22 protein-coding genes are annotated in these 18,242 nt (G+C 34.5%); 15 read left to right on the forward strand and 7 right to left on the reverse strand.

From position 1 onward, the window contains the following. Positions 1-124: 124 nt before the first annotated feature. The gene (locus tag GFJ36_RS09460) at positions 125-211 is read right to left on the reverse strand and encodes a YjcZ family sporulation protein (protein WP_000505094.1); all 87 of its coding nucleotides are present in this window, start codon (positions 209-211) and stop codon (positions 125-127) included. A 160-nt stretch (positions 212-371) separates the two neighbouring features. On the opposite strand from GFJ36_RS09460, the gene cls reads away from it, so the two are divergent. From cls to GFJ36_RS09480, 4 genes are all read left to right on the forward strand, one after another. Further along, the gene (cls, locus tag GFJ36_RS09465; RefSeq protein ID WP_137034957.1) at positions 372-1,556 is read left to right on the forward strand and encodes a cardiolipin synthase; all 1,185 of its coding nucleotides are present in this window, start codon (positions 372-374) and stop codon (positions 1,554-1,556) included. A 31-nt stretch (positions 1,557-1,587) separates the two neighbouring features. After that, on the forward strand, positions 1,588-2,046 hold the full coding sequence (locus GFJ36_RS09470) for a spore coat protein (protein WP_087982761.1): 459 nt from the start codon (positions 1,588-1,590) through the stop codon (positions 2,044-2,046). A gap of 187 nt (positions 2,047-2,233) precedes the next feature. Next, positions 2,234-2,413 carry a hypothetical protein gene (locus GFJ36_RS09475; protein WP_001045960.1) on the forward strand — a complete coding sequence of 60 codons (180 nt, stop codon included), beginning with the start codon at positions 2,234-2,236 and terminating at the stop codon, positions 2,411-2,413. Positions 2,414-2,656: 243 nt separating this feature from the next. Further along, positions 2,657-3,277: an NAD(P)-dependent oxidoreductase gene (locus tag GFJ36_RS09480; protein WP_000861616.1), complete on the forward strand. Its 621-nt coding sequence runs from the start codon at positions 2,657-2,659 to the stop codon at positions 3,275-3,277. 25 nt (positions 3,278-3,302) lie between these two features. Here the strand turns inward: GFJ36_RS09480 and GFJ36_RS09485 are convergent, their stop codons facing one another. The 3 genes from GFJ36_RS09485 to GFJ36_RS09495 all read right to left on the reverse strand — a co-directional run bounded on the left by GFJ36_RS09485 (position 3,303) and on the right by GFJ36_RS09495 (position 6,172). Further along, positions 3,303-3,785 (reverse strand): DUF456 domain-containing protein, encoded by a 483-nt coding sequence (locus GFJ36_RS09485; protein WP_046959211.1) that lies wholly within the window; start codon positions 3,783-3,785, stop codon positions 3,303-3,305. Between the two features lies 1 nt (position 3,786). Beyond that, a complete protein-coding gene (locus tag GFJ36_RS09490; protein WP_000353742.1) occupies positions 3,787-5,094 on the reverse strand; it encodes a hemolysin family protein in 1,308 nt (435 codons plus the stop codon). Positions 5,095-5,302: 208 nt separating this feature from the next. Beyond that, positions 5,303-6,172, reverse strand: coding sequence for a hypothetical protein (locus GFJ36_RS09495; protein ID WP_087982758.1), 870 nt, complete (start codon positions 6,170-6,172; stop codon positions 5,303-5,305). 244 nt (positions 6,173-6,416) lie between these two features. On the opposite strand from GFJ36_RS09495, the gene cbpA reads away from it, so the two are divergent. The 4 genes from cbpA to GFJ36_RS09515 all read left to right on the forward strand — a co-directional run bounded on the left by cbpA (position 6,417) and on the right by GFJ36_RS09515 (position 9,779). Continuing rightward, positions 6,417-7,064 (forward strand): cyclic di-AMP binding protein CbpA, encoded by a 648-nt coding sequence (gene cbpA / locus GFJ36_RS09500; RefSeq protein ID WP_087982757.1) that lies wholly within the window; start codon positions 6,417-6,419, stop codon positions 7,062-7,064. A 436-nt stretch (positions 7,065-7,500) separates the two neighbouring features. Beyond that, on the forward strand, positions 7,501-8,838 hold the full coding sequence (gene brnQ4, locus GFJ36_RS09505) for a branched-chain amino acid transport system II carrier protein BrnQ4 (RefSeq protein WP_407707389.1): 1,338 nt from the start codon (positions 7,501-7,503) through the stop codon (positions 8,836-8,838). Between the two features lie 66 nt (positions 8,839-8,904). After that, positions 8,905-9,234, forward strand: coding sequence for a chaperone CsaA (gene csaA / locus GFJ36_RS09510; RefSeq protein ID WP_087982755.1), 330 nt, complete (start codon positions 8,905-8,907; stop codon positions 9,232-9,234). Positions 9,235-9,251: 17 nt separating this feature from the next. Continuing rightward, the gene (locus GFJ36_RS09515; protein ID WP_087982753.1) at positions 9,252-9,779 is read left to right on the forward strand and encodes a DUF1572 domain-containing protein; all 528 of its coding nucleotides are present in this window, start codon (positions 9,252-9,254) and stop codon (positions 9,777-9,779) included. On the opposite strand, the gene GFJ36_RS09520 is transcribed toward GFJ36_RS09515, so the two are convergent. Then, positions 9,752-10,057 carry a permease gene (locus GFJ36_RS09520; RefSeq protein WP_137036549.1) on the reverse strand — a complete coding sequence of 102 codons (306 nt, stop codon included), beginning with the start codon at positions 10,055-10,057 and terminating at the stop codon, positions 9,752-9,754. The genes GFJ36_RS09515 and GFJ36_RS09520 overlap by 28 nt on opposite strands. A 4-nt stretch (positions 10,058-10,061) precedes the next feature. Then, positions 10,062-10,358 (reverse strand): hypothetical protein, encoded by a 297-nt coding sequence (locus tag GFJ36_RS09525; protein ID WP_087982749.1) that lies wholly within the window; start codon positions 10,356-10,358, stop codon positions 10,062-10,064. An 89-nt stretch (positions 10,359-10,447) separates the two neighbouring features. On the opposite strand from GFJ36_RS09525, the gene spoIIP reads away from it, so the two are divergent. The 5 genes from spoIIP to GFJ36_RS09550 all read left to right on the forward strand — a co-directional run bounded on the left by spoIIP (position 10,448) and on the right by GFJ36_RS09550 (position 15,210). Next, positions 10,448-11,602 (forward strand): stage II sporulation protein SpoIIP, encoded by a 1,155-nt coding sequence (gene spoIIP, locus GFJ36_RS09530; RefSeq protein ID WP_087982747.1) that lies wholly within the window; start codon positions 10,448-10,450, stop codon positions 11,600-11,602. Between the two features lie 226 nt (positions 11,603-11,828). Then, entirely contained in the window at positions 11,829-12,326 is a 498-nt protein-coding gene (locus GFJ36_RS09535) for a GNAT family N-acetyltransferase (RefSeq protein ID WP_048543098.1), read from the forward strand. Positions 12,327-12,337: 11 nt separating this feature from the next. Further along, on the forward strand, positions 12,338-13,078 hold the full coding sequence (locus GFJ36_RS09540; protein ID WP_087982745.1) for a M15 family metallopeptidase: 741 nt from the start codon (positions 12,338-12,340) through the stop codon (positions 13,076-13,078). 23 nt (positions 13,079-13,101) lie between these two features. Continuing rightward, on the forward strand, positions 13,102-13,548 hold the full coding sequence (locus GFJ36_RS09545) for an NUDIX hydrolase (protein WP_048543093.1): 447 nt from the start codon (positions 13,102-13,104) through the stop codon (positions 13,546-13,548). A 186-nt stretch (positions 13,549-13,734) separates the two neighbouring features. Further along, a complete protein-coding gene (locus tag GFJ36_RS09550; protein ID WP_098230707.1) occupies positions 13,735-15,210 on the forward strand; it encodes an amidase family protein in 1,476 nt (491 codons plus the stop codon). A gap of 45 nt (positions 15,211-15,255) precedes the next feature. Here the strand turns inward: GFJ36_RS09550 and GFJ36_RS09555 are convergent, their stop codons facing one another. Continuing rightward, complete coding sequence (locus tag GFJ36_RS09555; protein WP_137035284.1) at positions 15,256-16,473, reverse strand: MFS transporter; 1,218 nt, start codon at positions 16,471-16,473, stop codon at positions 15,256-15,258. A 275-nt stretch (positions 16,474-16,748) separates the two neighbouring features. Here GFJ36_RS09555 and GFJ36_RS09560 point away from each other — a divergent pair, with 275 nt between their 5' ends. Together GFJ36_RS09560 and GFJ36_RS09565 are read left to right on the forward strand one after the other, a co-directional pair. Further along, positions 16,749-17,177 carry an NfeD family protein gene (locus GFJ36_RS09560; RefSeq protein ID WP_087982739.1) on the forward strand — a complete coding sequence of 143 codons (429 nt, stop codon included), beginning with the start codon at positions 16,749-16,751 and terminating at the stop codon, positions 17,175-17,177. Positions 17,178-17,179: 2 nt separating this feature from the next. Next, positions 17,180-18,151: an SPFH domain-containing protein gene (locus tag GFJ36_RS09565; RefSeq protein WP_088063126.1), complete on the forward strand. Its 972-nt coding sequence runs from the start codon at positions 17,180-17,182 to the stop codon at positions 18,149-18,151. Positions 18,152-18,242 lie beyond the last annotated feature (91 nt).

The raw sequence follows: 18,242 nt of genomic DNA on the forward strand, positions 1-18,242 counted from the left end.
TGAATATGTAGTCGTTAACGGTATTATAACGGACTGAAATGTTTTTCATATGAAAAGCGGACACCTAAAAATAGGTGTCCGCTTTTATAGTTTTTTCATCCACATATCATATGACGATAACTACTTAGCAGAAGCAAGCAGCACCGACGATGATTAAGAGGATAAATAATACGACTAATAGCGCGAATCCATTACCATGTGCGAAGCCCATTGTTATTTCCTCCTTTTATTTTAAGATACAACATACAATATGCAAATGAGCTATCGTTTGCTATGGACATATATCATGTAATGACATATTTTCTTGAATGATAATGTATTAAAAAAGGGAAGATATAGAAATAACAGTAAATGGAGAAAGGAAAATATCCATGAAACACTTTTTCGCTGTACTCCTTTTTTTAGTAGGTGTATTCATTTGGATGAACATCGATTTGGAAATGGGGAAAAAAATGGCTAGTGAATATGAATTAGGACAAGTTCGATTAGGTGATTTTCAACTATATACAAACGGCGAAGAGTTATATAAGAATTTATTTGAGGATATACGTAATGCAGAAAAGTACATATATATCCATTTTTATATTGTAGGTAAAGATGAAATAAGCCAAGAATTTTTGCAGTTACTCGAGAAAAAGGCATCGAGCGGAGTAGAAGTGAAATTGTCAGTCGATCGAATAGGTGGATATAAGCTGAAGAAAAAGATAATTCGTCAACTAAAAAGAAACGGTGTCCAGTTTACGTTTAGTAAAAAGCTTAAACTGAAACATGTATTCTATTCATTGCATCAACGGAATCATAGACGCATTGTTACGATAGATGGGAAGGTATCATACGTCGGCGGTTTTAATATTGGAAAGGAGTATCTTGGACAAGATCCGAAATTTGGTCCGTGGCGTGATTATCATATACGAGTCAATGGCAATGGTGCTATGGATATGGAAAGAAAATTTGCTGCTGACTGGAAAGAAGATACAGGAGAAAAAATGCCTGTAAATGAAAGTTTACCTGCGATAGGGAATGTGAAATATCAATATTTATTTTCAGATGGAAAAGGTTTATGGGAGAAATATGGAGCGCTTTTAAAGCAGGCTAAAAAGTCTTTAATTATTGCTACGCCATATTTTGTACCAAGTAAAGAAATGATGAATGAGTTAAAAGATGCATTACATCGTGGTGTCAATGTGAAAATTCTCGTACCATTTAAAAGTGATGCGGTATTGTTAAAACAAGCGGCTTATCCGTATTTGAAAGATATGAACGACGCTGGAGCGGAAATTTATCAATATCGGAATGGTTTTTTTCACGGGAAAGTAACAATCATTGATGGAGAAATTGTCGATATAGGTACAGCGAATTTTGATAATAGAAGTTTTTATTTAAATTGTGAATCTAACTGTATCATATATGATACAACAGTTGTTGCTGACGTATGGAACCGATTAAAAGAAGACTTTCATAAATCAAAAAGATTTTCAGAAGAAGACTTTGAGAAAATTAGTAAGTGGGATTGGTTTTTAGCAAGAATAGCAAATGTTATAGCATCATATTTATAACATATAGACAAAAGAGAAGGGAGGTATTTTCATGGATTGTATGAAAGAATTAATGAGGTATAGTTATATGCTTATTTATAAGGTTGGGGAGTATACAGGAGAGGTAAGAGACGAAGAATTAAAAGAGCTATTACAGCATCATTTACCATATATGTTGCAAGCGTATAATGAACAAGTGAATTTTCAAGAAGGAGAGAATGTACAGCATATAACTTGTGAACCAATTTCATCTTATTTTCATGAAATGGAAAAGGAAACTGATAGTAAATATACAGGGGATATCCATATTGCAACTTGTTATATTTCGCATTTAAAACGGTTAGCACTAAAGTTCGCTCAAGTGGCAGTTGAAGTTGCGAATCCAGAATTCCGCTCGTTCTTAGAAAATTGCTTCCTAAAAATGAATCGTTATGCCTATAGTGTATGGCAATATGTTGTGAAGAAAGAGTATAAGATTAAACATGTATATGAAAATGAGAAGTTTGCATAAGAAACTAAGGCGGAAAGATAGGCGCCTTAGTTTTTTACTTTTCATGGAGAAAAAAGACTAGGTGTACATATCTATTATTAGAAAATTTACAAATATTTACCGTTTATTTACTATTTTTCAATCTTTCCTTTAAAAATAGAGAGTAATATGGGGGTTGTACATATTCTATCTAAAGGAGGAAACGCAAATGAACAAATGGGTTAAATCATTAACTGCTATGGCACTTGCAAGTTCTTTATTAATGGTAGGTTGTAGTAAAGGTGAGGACAAGAAGAAAGAAGACGATACAACAACACAACAAGAGGACAAAAAGGATAAAGAAACAAGTGGAACTGAGAAGTCTACAGATTCTAAAGAAAAGAAATAAAGTGAAACTTTAATCAGTGGGGCATCCCCCACTGATTATTAGTTGAACCAATCGGGCTTTAACGGGCAGTTGATCCCCATCTAACTTCTTTGTTTTTACTAAATTTTGAGGTGGGGTCTTACTGCCCGTTAAAGCGGGGTAAAATAATAATAGAGCTTCCTCTTATATATGAGGAAGCTTTTTTGTTGTAAATTGATTGAGATTATTGAAAAATAGAGGGAGAATGAAATAGGGGGAAAACAAATGAAAGTATGTATATTAGGAGCAACAGGTCGAGTAGGTTCAAATATAATAAAATTAGCATTAAAGGATGCAGCTGAAGTAACTGCATTAGCACGTGATTTAAATAGAATAGAAATACAACATGAAAGGTTACGAGTAATAGAAGGTAATGTACTAAATGAAAATGATATAAAGAAAGCGATAGAAGGAAGCGATATAGTAATAAGTGCACTTGGTACGGATCGAAATGGAACGTTAGCGAAGAGTATGCCACAAATTATAAAGCAAATGGAAGAAGAAGGGGTACATAAAATTATTACAATAGGAACAGCAGGTATTTTACAAGCAAGAACAAATCTAAATTTATATCGTTTTCAATCAGCTGAATCAAAAAGGAAAATGACAACAGCAGCAGAAGATCATTTAGCTGCATATAAGATACTTAGTAGTAGTAATTTATGTTGGACGGTCGTTTGTCCGACGCATTTAATAGACGGTGATGTGACAGGAGTGTATCGAACTGAAAAAGATGTATTACCAGAAGGGGGAGCGAAAATAACAGTTGGTGATACAGCGCAATTTACGTGGAATCTGTGTAGTGAAAACAAATATGAGAATAGTCGAGTAGGTATTTCATATTAAAAAAACCATCCCGAAATTGGGATGGTTAAAAGATGATATAACATACAAATATAAGAATCATAATGATTTGGAGAATAGCTTTCGCTACTGTGCTGCTTAAAAAACCAACTACAGTAGCAACTCCTACTAGAAAGGCGTCTTTTGGCGCTTTTTTATGCATGAGTTCTGTAATAAATACCGATAAGAACGGTATGATAATTAAACCGAATGGTGGGAAGAAGAAAGATCCGACAATGATAGAAATCATACCGACACGTTCTCCCCATTTAGAACTTCCGTATTTCTTTAAGAAATATCCATTTGCAATAAAATCAGCCACGAAAATAAATAGTGTGAAAATGACTTGAATAATCCAAAAGGAAGTTGTTAGTTCTCCGCCATTTATACCAAAATGGTAAATGAAATATCCAGCCCAAACAGCAAGGATGCCTGGAATGATAGGATAAATAAAGGCGAGAAATGAAACAATGAAACAGGCAATGATACAGATTGTTAATAGTACTGTCACTTTATAACTCCTTCTTCGTGTCTAATTTATGTACCGCAATTTTTTTCACTTGATGTCCATCAAGTTCTAGTGCTTTAAATTGAAAACCGGCAAATTCAATGGAATAACCAGCTTCAATATTTAAATCAACTGCTTGAGAGAGGAGCCAGCCTCCAATTGTATCTAAATCGCTATCATCAATATGTAGGCCAAACATATCATTTACTTCAGAAATGAGCACCTTCCCATCTAAAACAGTAAGCTTCGGCGTACGTTTTTCAATCATAGGTGATTCATCCGCATCAAACTCATCTTGAATTTCTCCAATGATTTCTTCAAGAATATCTTCCATTGTTAAAAGTCCAGCAGTACCACCATATTCATCCATAATGATTGCCATCTGAACGCGATTCTTTTGTAGATGTACTAATGTTTTGCGAATTGGAACAGTTTCAAATACAGTTAGTACTGGATGTATGTAAGATTCAAGTGGTTTATGAATGCCTTTCGTTTGATCGTGAAATACTTCTTTCGTATTGATCATACCGATAATATCATCTTTATCTTTTTCGATGATCGGATAGCGTGTATACTTTTCAGTTGCGACGATATCCATATTCTCTTCTAACGTATTTTCAGTAGATAAGCAAATCATTTCTGTACGAGGGACCATAATTTCTTTCGCGACCCGGTCGTCAAATTCAAAAATATTATTTACATATTTATATTCGGTTTGGTTTATTTCGCCGCTTTTGAAACTTTCACCTAAAATGAGTCGTAGTTCCTCTTCAGAATGGGCAAGTTCATTTTCTTTCGCAGGCTCTAAACCGAGTAGTTTTGTGAAAAAGATTGCCGTACTATTAAGTAGCCAAATGAATGGATACATAATTTTATCAAATAAAATAAGTGGTCGTGCAAACTTAAGTGTGATTGCTTCAGCTTTTTGAATTGCGAAAGACTTTGGAACTAATTCACCTAATACAACATGGAAAAATGTAATAACACTAAAAGCAATAATAAAGGATAAAGTATTCGCCATTGTTCCAGTAATATTAATCTTTTCAAAGAGCGGTCGTAGTAAATGTTCCACAGTCGGTTCACCAAGCCAACCAAGCCCTAAAGAAGTAATTGTAATCCCGAGCTGACAAGCTGATAAATAAACATCTAAATTAGATAGGACACTTCTTGCAGCTAAAGCTTGTTTATTGCCTTCATTTGCAAGTTGGTCAATGCGACTTTTTCGTACTTTTACAACAGCGAATTCTGATGCAACGAAAAAGCCGGAAATAAGGATGAGCACAAAGATGAGAAAAATATTTAATATGTCCAAGTGTGTTCTCTATTCCGTAGTTTGGAATAAAGATGTCACCTCCTGCGATTATGTTATGCTTTTATAATAAATCCAAACGAAAAGAATAGTCAAAGAAAAAGGGTAAATATTGGCATGTTTCTGCAATAGTTTTTGAATTTGCTGTTATTTTGTCCGCTATACAAAAGGAATAACCCCCTACTTTCAGATTATAGAGGGTTATTTCAAATTAAGGTTTTGGAATACTTCTCGTTAAAGCGTATGATTGTTGTTTAACGTGATTTGTCGTCCATAGTGTTTGAAGGAAAGAGAGTATGCAATACGGGATATACAAAAGTAATAAGCTAATTGTAACAATAACAGGTGCATTTCCACCGAATTGAACGACAAATTGCAATAGTCCGCTTGCATGAAAAACGCATTCCATAATAACGAATGAAAGAATAATGGAACCTAGAATAGATTTATGATTCGAAGTAAGCGCTAAAAACAATGTATCTACAAGGAAAGAAGATTGTTTTATTTCATATTCATTGGTGTTACTTAAGAAAGGAACCCACTTTTTTATTGCTTGCATAACGATAATCATGGAAGTACTACAAACGATGATAAAAGATGAGTAGTAAGAAAGCTTTATCAATTTTGCAATGTATAGGAGTAGTAATAAGACCGAACATTGTAATAATACAGTACAAAAAGAGTACGGTATCCATTTTAATAAATAAGTGAACTTCTTAACCGATTGAGGTGCTTTAAAAAATAAATGGCCGATCCCTAAGCTGATAAAGAATCCAATCGCAAGAGTAAAGGTAAAACGAACAATCGATAAAAAATATATTTCCCATATGTAAGGGAATAACGGTGTTGAATGATTAGAAGTATGAACCATTTGATTTGCTGAGAAAAAGATAGATTCGTGCATCCAATCAATCTTTGGAATTGTCATAGAAGAAAGTTGTACGAAGTTATGAAAAATGCTTATAAAGCCAGTTATGTATGAGTATTTATGTGTAATGAATAATGCAGGAATAGGACTAATGATAAATATAATGAGAACACCAACGATAAATTTACATATATGTGAGCGCAATAAAGACATGTAACCACCTACTCTTAGAATATTCAGAAAATTCTTATTCTTATTTTAGCTTTTTTCGGCGTAAGTTACAATATATTTTTCTTAAAGAAATTTAGTATTGTAGGGGATATAAGTGAATGAAACGTGAATAAATTATGACAAGAAAATGAATAATTTTCAGAAAAGTAAAATAAATTATTTATTTTTTTCTGAAAATATAATATAGTTATGGCACAGAAAGTATTTTAACATAAGGAGGCTGTTTATGAGGATTAAAGGGAATTATGTGCCGAAAAGGGAAGTTTTATTTTGCTCAAGTTCAATTACGATAGGGGAAGCACTGGAGCATTTAAATAAAACTGGGTATCGTTGTGTACCAGTTTTAGATGAAAAAAAAGAGAAATATTTAGGGAATGTATACAAAGTAGATATTTTAGAATATAAAGGTTCGCTGCAAGAGAGTGTAGTACAATTATTAAATGATAAAGAAGGTTATGTTAGAGAAGATTCTTCGTTCTTTAAAGTGTTTTTTACAATAAAAAAATTACCTTATTTATCAGTAGTTGATGAAAATGGAGTCTTTCTGGGAATTTTAACGCATAAAAAGGTTTTCGAGTTATTAGAAGATGCTTGGGGCGTTCATTCTAGTAAATATTCTGTCATGATTGGGACACAAGATTATAATGGGGCCATTCAAAAATTATCGACAGTATTAAAGAAATATACAGGTATCCAAAGTTTAATGACTTTTGATAATGACGCCTTATTAGTTCGGAGAATTATGTTTACATTAGGAGAAGAGTTTAACGACGGTGAATTAGAGACGTTACTGAAAGATTTAGAAGATCACGGATTTAGAGTTGTGTATGTGGAAGAGATGAAAAATCCACGCGAAGTTGAAACGATAGAGTAACATGCAAAAGCCATCTAATTATGTTGGATGGTTTTTGTTATGTTACTTGAATAAAGTTATTTAAAAATAATGATAGGATAAAAGTCTAGATTGTAACAATATTTGTGTAAAAGAATAAAAAATGTAGATAATTTTGATTTTCAAAAAAATCAATTTGAAAATATGTTTTTATTTTTCAACTAAATATGTTACTATATGTGTGATAAAAACAAAGAGGTCTGACGACTATACTCCACGCAATACCACTCTAATGAGTTAAATATTCAAAAAAATCAAAAAATAATAATTAGAGTAAAAATAAGGGGAATGGAGAAATTATGGAGAAAGACACTGCTTTGTAAGGAGCATATTTTATCAGCTTGAGCAGAGAGGAGGATGCATAGCATATTGTGAAAATAGAGATAAACAATGAAAAAGTGCTATGCAAATGAAAAGTATGAAGGGACGTTTAAGGCCAGGTGATACGGTAGCAATCGGTTTAATGTTATTTGCACTATTTTTAGGAGCAGGAAATTTAATTTTCCCACCAGTTTTAGGGCAACAAGCTGGAGAGAATGTTTGGATTGCTACAATTGGATTCCTTGTGACGGGAGTCGGATTACCCCTATTAGCTGTAACAGCTGTCGCGTTTGTAGAGGGGGACTTGAAAGCGCTATCTTCTAGAGTTCACCCAATATTCGCGTTTATTTTCCCATTGATTAGTTATTTAGCAATTGGACCATTTTTCGCGATTCCGCGTACTGGAGCCGTTTCATTTGAAATGGGTATGAAGCCATTTTTATCAGAGGCATTGGTTTCCGAATGGTACATGCTATTTCTTTTCACGATAGTTTTCTTCGGAATAACTTGGTATTTATCATTAAATCCATCTAAATTAGTGGATTGGTTCGGAAAATTTCTTACACCATTGTTAGTATTGATTGTTGCTGTTATTGTTGGAAAGGCAATTATTGATCCAATTGGAGAACCAGCTACGCCACTAGCAGCATACAAAGAAAATGCTTTCTTTGGTGGATTTATACAAGGATATTTAACGATGGATGCAATTAGTGCGCTTGTATTTGGAATTGTCGTTGTACAAGTTATCCGTTCTAAAGGAATAAAAGAAAGTAGTCAAGTTGCAAAAATAACAGTAGTATCAGGTATTATTGCAGTACTTGGTTTAACGTTAATTTATTTATCACTTGCTTATCTTGGTTCAACAAGTACATCACTTGGTGTATCAGAGAATGGTGGACTTATTTTAACGAATGTTGTAAATGAGTTATATGGAACAAGTGGTAAAATTTTATTAGGGCTCGTTATTATACTTGCTTGTTTAACAACTTCTGTTGGATTAACATCAGCTTGTGCTGGCTTCTTTACAAACTTATTCCCTAAACTTTCGCATAAAGCGATTGTAACGATGGTATGTGTGTTTAGTTTAATTGTATCTAACCTAGGTTTAACACAATTAATCACAGTTACTTTACCAGTGTTAATGATCATTTATCCAGTTGCAATCGTATTAATCGTACTTTCTTACTTCCATAAATGGATTGGGAAGCGTAATACCATTTATATTGGAGCTATTTTAGGCGCGTTGTTAATTAGTTTCTTTAACGGTTTAGAAAGTGCGAACATTAAAATTGACGCGATTTCTAACGTACTACAAATGTTACCATTATATAATGAAGGAATAGGATGGTTAATCCCATCATGTATTGGCGGGATTCTTGGTTTCTTCTTCTATAAATCAAATGAATCAAGTGAACTACAAAAGAAAGGTGCTTAGGCGCCTTTCTTTTTTTAAAGGGGATTTTATTGTTTTGTCTAAGTAATAAATGGGAGGAATGATAAAATGGCTAATTTTGAAGATTTTTTAGCTTTGGATTTACGAATTGGAACTGTAACACATGCAGAGGAATTTAAAGAAGCAAGAGTTCCAGCGATTAAACTAGAAATTGATTTTGGAGAGCTTGGAATTAAGCAGTCAAGTGCTCAAATTACGAAGAGATATACCCCAGAAGATTTAATCGGTCAGCAAATCGTTGCTGTTGTAAATTTTCCGCCAAAACGTGTAGCTGGATTTAAATCAGAAGTGCTTGCTTTAGGGGGAGTACCTGAAGCCGGTGATGTCGTATTACTTCAGCCCAATATGGAATTACCAAATGGAACGAAAATTAGTTAGTGTAAAGGCGGGGGAACATGGATATTGGACGAGAATATTTACAATGTGCCATTTCGAATTTTGAAGCAACAAAGAAACAAGGGGAACGGGTGCTTTCTCAATTATCATATGAACAGATTGAATGGTCTTCTCATGAAGCAACAAATAGTATAGCGGTTATTATAAAGCATCTGCAAGGTAATATGCGTTCTAGATGGACGGATTTTTTAACATCTGATGGTGAAAAAATAGATCGTAACCGAGACGCTGAATTTGAAGATGGTTATCATTCTAAGGAAGAGGTTCTCGCAGCATGGAATGAAGGATGGGAATATGTTTTGAAAACGATGAATGTGCTAACGCCAGAAGATTTATTACAGACGGTATATATTCGCGGTGAAGCACATACTGTCATGCAAGCAATTGAAAGACAAATTTCTCATTATGCTTTGCATATTGGACAGATTATTTACATTGGGAAGATGTTAAAAGAAAATGAGTGGGAATGTCTAAGTATTCCTAGAGGACAGTCTGCACGTTATGTAGAGAAAAAACGTTCAACATAATAATAGGAAAGAAACCGATATAAAATGGGAAATAAGAAAATCACCCCAATAATAGATGGTTCTGTAATCATAAGCATGCTGCCAAAAATAAGTCCGTATATAATAAGAAAGAAATTAAAAAGCGTATTTACAGGGATAAATCGTGAGATGAACACTTGCTGTCGTTTAAAGCAATCACTGTGAAATAAATAAAAGCGGAAGTACGATGTGGCAATAATAAGATCTTTCTTTCGCACAATTCTTTTTTTGCATGTATGACAGATGAATGGTGGTTGCATTTTATTACGCTCCATTTTTTATTTTCGTAATAACGTAAGACAAGATTAAGTGCAAGGTGTATATCCCTATATATGCTCCTGATATAAGAAAAAATGGATTTAGTAAAATTCCATGAATGCTTGTCATGAAAACTAAATCTTGTATTAAAACATCATATATATTAATAGAAATAATTGTACCGAGTACATAAAGTGCTAAGTACGCTGAAATATGTAAAGCAACACGGATTGTAGGATTCTTAGCAAGCCAATAAAAAATAAATGATAGTACAATGGGTAATGTTCCTATTAGTAGCTTCAATTCATTTCACCTCATTAACAATATAGCCGGAATTTAGACGGTCTATTCTCTAGAGCTTGTACATAACTTGAAATAGAGAGGGTGATAGTATGAATCGAGGCTTTTTTTATGTGAAGTTCACAAGTGTACGTAAGTTAGTTTTATTTATTATTACTACAGTACTAGCGACTTTTTTTCTTACTAGTATGATGGTAACCTCTATGAAAGAGACAAAGTCAACGTATTTATATAATTGGTTAAATGAGTTATCGATGAATGGTTACATGTACGTTCTTGGGAAAGAGAATCATTATTTTACACAGGAGTATCGAAATTTAAATCAAGATTTTTCAATTTCTTCGTTTCTCTTTTCTATGGCTACGAATATTCGTTTTAATGATGTACGCAGTTTTGTCGGAAAAGAGCTACCTGGTTTTGGAAAGTACGATACAGAAATTGTTATTGCGGGTGAAGGGACAAATTACTCTAACTTACCGATAGAGTCGAGCGTTCCGCTTGAAGAAGTGGTAAAAGAACGAACTGGTGAAGGTGGACAGGCTCAAAAGCCGAATACGAATAAAGAGAAAAAGCAACCGGCTCAAACAACAGGAAAAAGACAAGTTGCGCTTATTTATCATTCGCATAGTTGGGAATCTTATTTGCCGTTACTAAATTTAGCAAACGATCCAAATCCGAATAAAGCAACAAGTTCCGTCACTAATATTTCAATAGTGGGCGATCGATTTCGTGAACAATTAGAAAGTGAAGGGATAGGAGCTACTAACGACAAGACTGATGTCGGCCAAAAGTTGATTAGTAAAGGGTTAAATAGTAATAGTTCTTACAAAGTGTCACGGGAAATTGTACAAGAAGCAATGACAGGTAATAAAGAACTGCAGTACTTCTTTGACTTGCATCGTGATAGTGCTCGGAAAAATGTCACGACAAAAGCAATTGGAGATAAATCATATGCAAAGCTTGCTTTCGTAATAGGGAAAGGCAATAAAAATTATGAAAAGAACTTACAATTAGCAACAGCTCTTCATGAGGAAATTAATAAGAAATATCCAGGAGTGAGTCGTGGTGTCATTCAAAAAGGATTCCAAACAGGAAATGGTGTCTACAATCAAGACTTATCAGGACAAGCGATATTAATTGAAGTTGGTGGCGTAGATAATACGGAGGAAGAACTAAATCGATCAATTGATGTACTTGCTAAAGCGTTTGGTGAATATTTCTGGCAGGCGGAAAAGGTGAATGGATAAAATGAAACATAAATTAGTGGGAGAGTCTGAAAAAACGTGAGTGTAAAGCTTGCGTTTTTTCTTTGTAATGATGAGGTGTCACAGAATAGACATAATTTGCCGTTGTTATGATAATATCGAAATTTGTCAAATTATACTGGGAGATTTACAAAGGGATTTTCGGAAAATTAGAGAAAATCTTTTTACAAGGAAAACTTTTTATTATAAAACTGGTAGGGTGATAAAAGTGATTAGGGAGATCAAAATAGAAGATGCAGCACCATTTTTACAATTAAGCAAGCAACTAGATGAAGAAACGAAATTTATGCTATATGAACCAGGAGAAAGAAAATTTACAGCCGAGCAACAAGAACAAATGATTCATCGCTTTATAGAAAATGAATATGCAACAATATTCGTAGCAGTTGAAGAAGAAAGTATAGTAGGGTTTATTTTAGTGAATGGAAATAATATTCAAAGAAAGAGACATGTAGCAAGTATTGTAATTGGTATTTTGCAAGAGTATAGTGGGCGAGGTATTGGGACGAGATTGTTTAAAGAGGCTGAGAAGTGGGCAAGATTACATGATGTATGGCGTTTAGAATTAACGGTAATGGCCCACAATACAAGAGCTCAGGCACTATATAAAAAAGTTGGATTTGAGAAAGAAGGTGTCAAAAGAGCAGCTCTTATTATCGGTGGAGAGAACATCGATGAGTATGAAATGGCCAAATTATTAAAATAAGAGGTCGTTATATGAAAAAAAGATGGATACTACTTGGTATCGTAGCGATGATACTCATTGTTGGAGTAGCAGGAATCAATTATAAAATGTATAAGGATAAGCAGGCGCGCGAGGTAAATGTGAATAACATATTTCCGAAAGCGAAAGAAACGATTGCCAATATGGATGGTGATATTGCGGTAATTAGTAATCCGAATTCAATGCTTGTGCTTGTGAATAAAAGTAGACGTTTACCAGATGGATACAGACCGCCAGATTTAGTTATTCCGAAAGTGCGCTACTCAAGTGAAGGTGATCAAGAAAAGAAAAAAATGAGGAAAGAAGCAGCAGGGGCGATAGAGGAAATGTTTCAGCAAGCTGATAAGGAGCATATTTTCTTATTTGCAGTATCGGGATTTAGATCTTTCGATCGACAAAAAGCATTAAATACGATGTATAAAAAGCAAGATGGAGAAGTAAAAACAGCGATGTCGAGTGCGGTTCCTGGTACGAGTGAACATCAAACAGGGCTTGCTATGGATATTACATCTCAAGCTGCTAAGTTTCAGTTAGAGACAGTTTTTGGTGAAACGAAAGAAGGGCAGTGGCTTTCTGAAAATGCTCATAAATTTGGGTTTATAATTCGATATACAAAAGAGAAAGAATCGCTTACGGGCTATCGATATGAACCATGGCACGTAAGGTATGTGGGTAACCCACAAGCTACATATTTATATGAAAATCAACTGACGCTTGAAGAAGTAACGCAGTGAACAATTGAGGGGAGAGAAGGATTATGACGGTGTTATATAAGAAAAAAGTACACGCATATGTGACAAGAGAAAAAGAAGGAGTTATGCAACTGCTTGTTTTTAAACATCGTGATATACCTGAAGCTGGTATACAAGTACCAGGGGGAACAGTTGACGAAGGGGAAACGTTAGAAGCAGCAATTTTACGTGAAGTACAGGAAGAGTCTGGATTACGTCATTTATGCATAGAAAGATTCCTAGCCGATTACATCATACTTGTGAAAGAGAAAAAGGAATATCAAAAGCGGCATTTTTTCCACGTAACTTTACTAACGGATGTAAAAGATGATTGGGAACATATTGTAAGTGCCGGTGAGGAAGATCAAGGATTAGTATTTTGCTACGAATGGATGGATATTGCAAAATGCCCTGCATTAGCTGGGAAACAAGGTGAGTTTTTACATTTGTTAGATGAGGTATATGTAAAGTAATAAAAGAGTCTGAAGCGGAAATTTAATCGTTTCAGACTTTTTTTATTTTTCAGGAAATAAAAGGTTTTTACATTGGTAAGTTGAATTCTTTGAAAGGGATTGTAGTTATATATGCGAGGAGCGGAGAAAATGAAAAAGTAATAGATACACGTTATCAATGAAAGCTTTTAAAGAAGGAGAATGAAGATGGAGATTCAGTTCAATGCTCAATTACAAAAAGAATTAACAATTCATGATATACAAGTAGCGATGGAAGCTGGGCAATTAACTTCAAAAGAATTAGTTATGTATTATCTTCATAGAATCGCGAAATATGATCAAGAAGGACCAAAAATCAATTCTATTTTAGAAATCAATCCAGACGCTATTTTTATTGCAGAAGCGTTAGATTATGAAAGAAAGACAAAAGGTGGACGGGGACCATTACATGGTATACCTGTTTTACTTAAGGACAATATTGAAACGAATGACTCTATGCATACAAGTGCAGGTACGATTGCCCTGGAACAAAATATAAGTAGTGAAGATGCATTTCTCGTTACGAAACTTCGAGAAGCAGGAGCAGTAATAATAGGAAAAACAAATATGACAGAATTAGCAAATGCAATGTCTTTTGACATGTGGGCTGGATATAGTGCAAGAGGTGGACAAACAATCAATCCATATGGGACGGGCGAGGATGATATGTTTGTTGGTGGCTCTAGTACGGGGTCTGCGATTGCAGTTGCTGCTAACTTTACAGTAGTATCTGTTGGAACGGAAACGGATGCTTCTATTTTAAGCCCGGCTGTTCAAAATTCTGTAGTCGGTATTAAACCGACTGTTGGTCTAATTAGTCGTAGAGGCATTATTCCGTTCACGTATTCGCAAGATACAGCTGGTCCATTTGCTAGAACGGTTACAGACGCTACTATTTTGCTAGGGAGTTTAACTGGGGGAGACGAGAAGGATGTAGCTACTCATAAAAGTGAAGGTATAGCAGAACATGATTATACAAAATATCTTGATGTTAATGGCTTACATGGAGCGAAGATTGGTGTATTTAGCAATGCACCAAAAGATTATTATGAAACTGGTGAATATGATGAAAAATTGTTTAAGGAAACGATTGAAGTATTGCGTAGTGAGGGAGCAACAGTAGTAGAAAATATTGATATCCCTTCTTTTCATAGAGAATGGAGCTGGGGAGTTCCGCTTTATGAATTGAAGCATAGCTTAGATAACTATCTTTCTAAATTACCTTCTACTATGCCAGTACATTCTATTTCAGAGTTAATGGCGTTTAATGAAAACATAGCTGAAAGAGCTTTAAAATATGGACAAACTAAGTTAGAAAGAAGAAAAGATTTTCCTAATACGTTAAGAAATCCAGAATATTTAAATGCAAGATTAGAAGATATATATTTTTCGCAAGAACAAGGTATTGACTTTGCACTGGAAAAATATAATCTCGATGCGATTCTATTCCCTTCCTATATCGGCTCGACTATATGTGCGAAAGCAGGTTATCCGTCTATAGCAATACCTGCAGGATATATGGATAACGGGAGACCATTTGGAATCACGTTTGCAAGCAGTGCTTTTTCTGAGGGGACTTTGATTAAACTTGCATACGCTTTTGAACAAGCGACAAAGCATCGGAAAATCCCTAACTTATCATAAATAAAATAAATAGGGCAGGAAATCCTGTCCTATTTATTTTGTTCATTAAAGTGAAATGTTTTTTTGCTTTGTCTTATCATATTTTAATAAGTTAAATGATAAACAAGCAGAGCACAATATAAGGATTGAAGCGAGAATATAAATAGTACGAACACCGAACAAATCGGTAATAATGCCAACACTAAGCATAGAAAGACCAGAAGCTGTTGAAAGAAGTGCGCCGTGTGCTGTATACATTTTGGATAATAAAGAAGGAGCGACGCTGGATTGTAAAACCGTCGTTTGAGAAATATCTCTAATTTGATAACATGGCCCCATTAGAACGCATAGAAAAAGCGCAATAAACTCGCTACTTGTCATACCATATAAAAATGTAAGAATACTAAACATAAGAGAGCCTATCGCCATGGAGCGTATTAAATTGTTTTGAAAGTATGTACTCATTTTCCAAGCTAATATCCCGCCAATTAACGTCCCCACATAATAACTTGTGTTAATATATCCCCACCATTCTTCTCCTTTATGAAGGACAGTTGTTACATAAGCCATCGTAATAGCGCCGATCCATATCGTCCCTGCGAAAGTCTCAATTAAGTCCATACATGTAACGGTACGGAGAGAAGGGTTCTGAAATAAGAGTTTCCAACCTTCCAGTAAAGCAGCGCCTTTTGAAGAAGAAGGTTCAATTACTCGTTCGGTATGTATGGAACGTAATGAAACGTGTAGTGCAACACACCCAAAAATCATCAAAATGTTATTCATCATGAGTGTAGAAGTGCCGCCGATAAGAAGAACTATAACACTTGTAAATGAATAAGCAGCGGCTTGCGCAATTTGTGTGGAAAAGGAAAAAATACTATTTACTTTTACTAATTGTTCTTTTCGTGTAAGGCGAGGAAGGATACCGTATAATAACGGTGCGCTCCAGCCGCTACATAAAGAAATGAAAAAAATGAAAATGAATAGTGTTACAACGTTTGAGGAAAGGGCTGGGAATAATATCATTAATAAAAATAATAGAACAGTTTTTGTCCATTGTAGTGTGAAAAGTAAGGAATAAGATGAAAAACGATTCATGATAAGTGGTGCAGATGTATTTGCTATAAGATTAGTTATGACTTGTACTAATGGAAAAAGCGCGGTTAATGTAGCTGATTTCGTTGTGATATACATATGAGTTGTAATAATCATGATGTATACGATGTCAGCGAGAGTAATGCATATTTTAGAGCCTAAATAGTAAATTAGTGAACGATTTTGCAATAAGTACACAACCTTCCTAAGGAAAAACATTCCAATGTTTAGAATAATTATAATTTGAAAGTTGGAATTGTGAAAGAATTTAATTTTTTGTCATTTTTTGAAAGGAAATGTCATGTATAATGAAGAATATATTAATATAGTATTTTATTGATGCTTTTTATAACAGTGAATATGTACAATAGCTTGTAGTAAATGCCCCGGTATAAGAAAGGGCGGATAAACCATTCTTTTCTTCATATACATATAGAAAATGAGAAAGAAAGCGAGGGTTGCATATGGCTGCTTGGGTAATTTGGTTTATAATAGCTGGTATTTTATTTATTGCGGAACTGTTGTCGATTACGTTTTATATGCTTTGGCTTGGAATTGGAGCTGTTGTCGGAGGTCTAATTGCTTTGTTTGCCCCTGAAGCACTACTGTTACAAGTTGTTGCTGGTGCGATTGTAAGTTTAACATTGACTTTCTTTACGAAAAGAATTTCAAAAAACTTTCGAGAAGCAAAAGGTTTTACTGATACAGTAGATTTGCTTGTTGGTAAAAAAGGCATTGTTATGCAAGCGATTACAAATGAAGCGAATGGTATTGTGAAGGTGGATGGAGATACTTGGACAGCTATTGCAGATGATCCAATTGATGTTGGAGAAAAAGTTATTGTTATAAAGAGGAATAGTACTATATTACAAGTTAAAAAGGAGAGTGAATAAATATGGCAGTAGCATTAACATTAACGATTATTTTAGCACTAATTGTTGTTACATTTATCGCGTTAACAATTAAAATTATTCCACAGCAAAAAGTTGGAGTCGTTGAAAGATTTGGTAAGTTTCAACGTGTTATGCAGCCAGGATTAAATTTATTAATCCCGATTGTAGATCGAGTTCGTGTATATCATGACTTACGTATTCAACAAACGAATGTACCACCGCAAAAGGTAATTACGAAAGATAATGTACAAGTAGAGATTGATACAATTATTTTCTATCAAATTGTGGAACCGGAACTTGCGACATATGGTATTTCAAACTATGAATATGGTGTTCGTAACATTACTTCTGCAACGATGCGTCAAATCATTGGTAATATGGAACTGGATGAAACGTTATCAGGTCGTGAAAAAATTTCAACAGAAATTCGCTTAGCACTTGATGAAGCAACAGAAAAATGGGGCGTTCGTATTGAACGTGTTGAAGTTGTTGATATTAATCCGCCGAAAGATGTGCAAGCATCAATGGAAAAACAAATGAAAGCAGAGCGTAATAAACGTGCGATCATTTTAGAAGCTGAAGCTGCAAAACAAGATAAAGTTCTTCGTGCTGAAGGTGAAAAGCAAAGTAAAATCTTAATGGCTGAAGGTGATAAAGAAGCACGTATTCGAGAAGCTGAAGGTATAAAGGAAGCAAAAGAATTAGAAGCGCAAGGGGAAGCAAGAGCGATTGAGGAAATTGCAAAAGCAGAACAAAATCGAATTGAATTACTTCGTGCAGCAGATTTAGATGAACGCGTACTTGCTTATAAATCATTTGAATCATTGATTGAGGTTGCAAAAGGGCCAGCAAATAAAGTCTTTATTCCATCTAATGCAATTGAGACGCTTGGTACTCTCGGGGCCATTGGAGAAATCTTTAAAGAAAAACAAGCGAAGAAATTGCCTTCTTCAGATACACAAAAAGAACAATAAGAGTGAAAAAGAGAAATGGAATGCCGTTTCTCTTTTTGTTTTTATCTAGATAAAAAATATTAGCCTCTTTGCTACTATGAAGATGGATTTT

It is taken from the genome of Bacillus sp. EE-W1 (assembly GCF_009760835.1).
Lineage (GTDB): Bacteria > Bacillota > Bacilli > Bacillales > Bacillaceae_G > Bacillus_A > Bacillus_A wiedmannii.

Coding starts and splice junctions, on each gene's coding strand:
- GFJ36_RS09460 (WP_000505094.1), bottom strand. CDS start 211: ATGGGCTTCGCACATGGTAATGGATTCGCGCTATTAGTCGTATTATTT.
- cls (WP_137034957.1), top strand. CDS start 372: ATGAAACACTTTTTCGCTGTACTCCTTTTTTTAGTAGGTGTATTCATT.
- GFJ36_RS09470 (WP_087982761.1), top strand. CDS start 1,588: ATGGATTGTATGAAAGAATTAATGAGGTATAGTTATATGCTTATTTAT.
- GFJ36_RS09475 (WP_001045960.1), top strand. CDS start 2,234: ATGAACAAATGGGTTAAATCATTAACTGCTATGGCACTTGCAAGTTCT.
- GFJ36_RS09480 (WP_000861616.1), top strand. CDS start 2,657: ATGAAAGTATGTATATTAGGAGCAACAGGTCGAGTAGGTTCAAATATA.
- GFJ36_RS09495 (WP_087982758.1), bottom strand. CDS start 6,172: ATGTCTTTATTGCGCTCACATATATGTAAATTTATCGTTGGTGTTCTC.
- cbpA (WP_087982757.1), top strand. CDS start 6,417: ATGAGGATTAAAGGGAATTATGTGCCGAAAAGGGAAGTTTTATTTTGC.
- brnQ4 (WP_407707389.1), top strand. CDS start 7,501: ATGAAGGGACGTTTAAGGCCAGGTGATACGGTAGCAATCGGTTTAATG.
- csaA (WP_087982755.1), top strand. CDS start 8,905: ATGGCTAATTTTGAAGATTTTTTAGCTTTGGATTTACGAATTGGAACT.
- GFJ36_RS09515 (WP_087982753.1), top strand. CDS start 9,252: ATGGATATTGGACGAGAATATTTACAATGTGCCATTTCGAATTTTGAA.
- GFJ36_RS09520 (WP_137036549.1), bottom strand. CDS start 10,057: ATGCAACCACCATTCATCTGTCATACATGCAAAAAAAGAATTGTGCGA.
- spoIIP (WP_087982747.1), top strand. CDS start 10,448: ATGAATCGAGGCTTTTTTTATGTGAAGTTCACAAGTGTACGTAAGTTA.
- GFJ36_RS09540 (WP_087982745.1), top strand. CDS start 12,338: ATGAAAAAAAGATGGATACTACTTGGTATCGTAGCGATGATACTCATT.
- GFJ36_RS09545 (WP_048543093.1), top strand. CDS start 13,102: ATGACGGTGTTATATAAGAAAAAAGTACACGCATATGTGACAAGAGAA.
- GFJ36_RS09550 (WP_098230707.1), top strand. CDS start 13,735: ATGGAGATTCAGTTCAATGCTCAATTACAAAAAGAATTAACAATTCAT.
- GFJ36_RS09560 (WP_087982739.1), top strand. CDS start 16,749: ATGGCTGCTTGGGTAATTTGGTTTATAATAGCTGGTATTTTATTTATT.
- GFJ36_RS09565 (WP_088063126.1), top strand. CDS start 17,180: ATGGCAGTAGCATTAACATTAACGATTATTTTAGCACTAATTGTTGTT.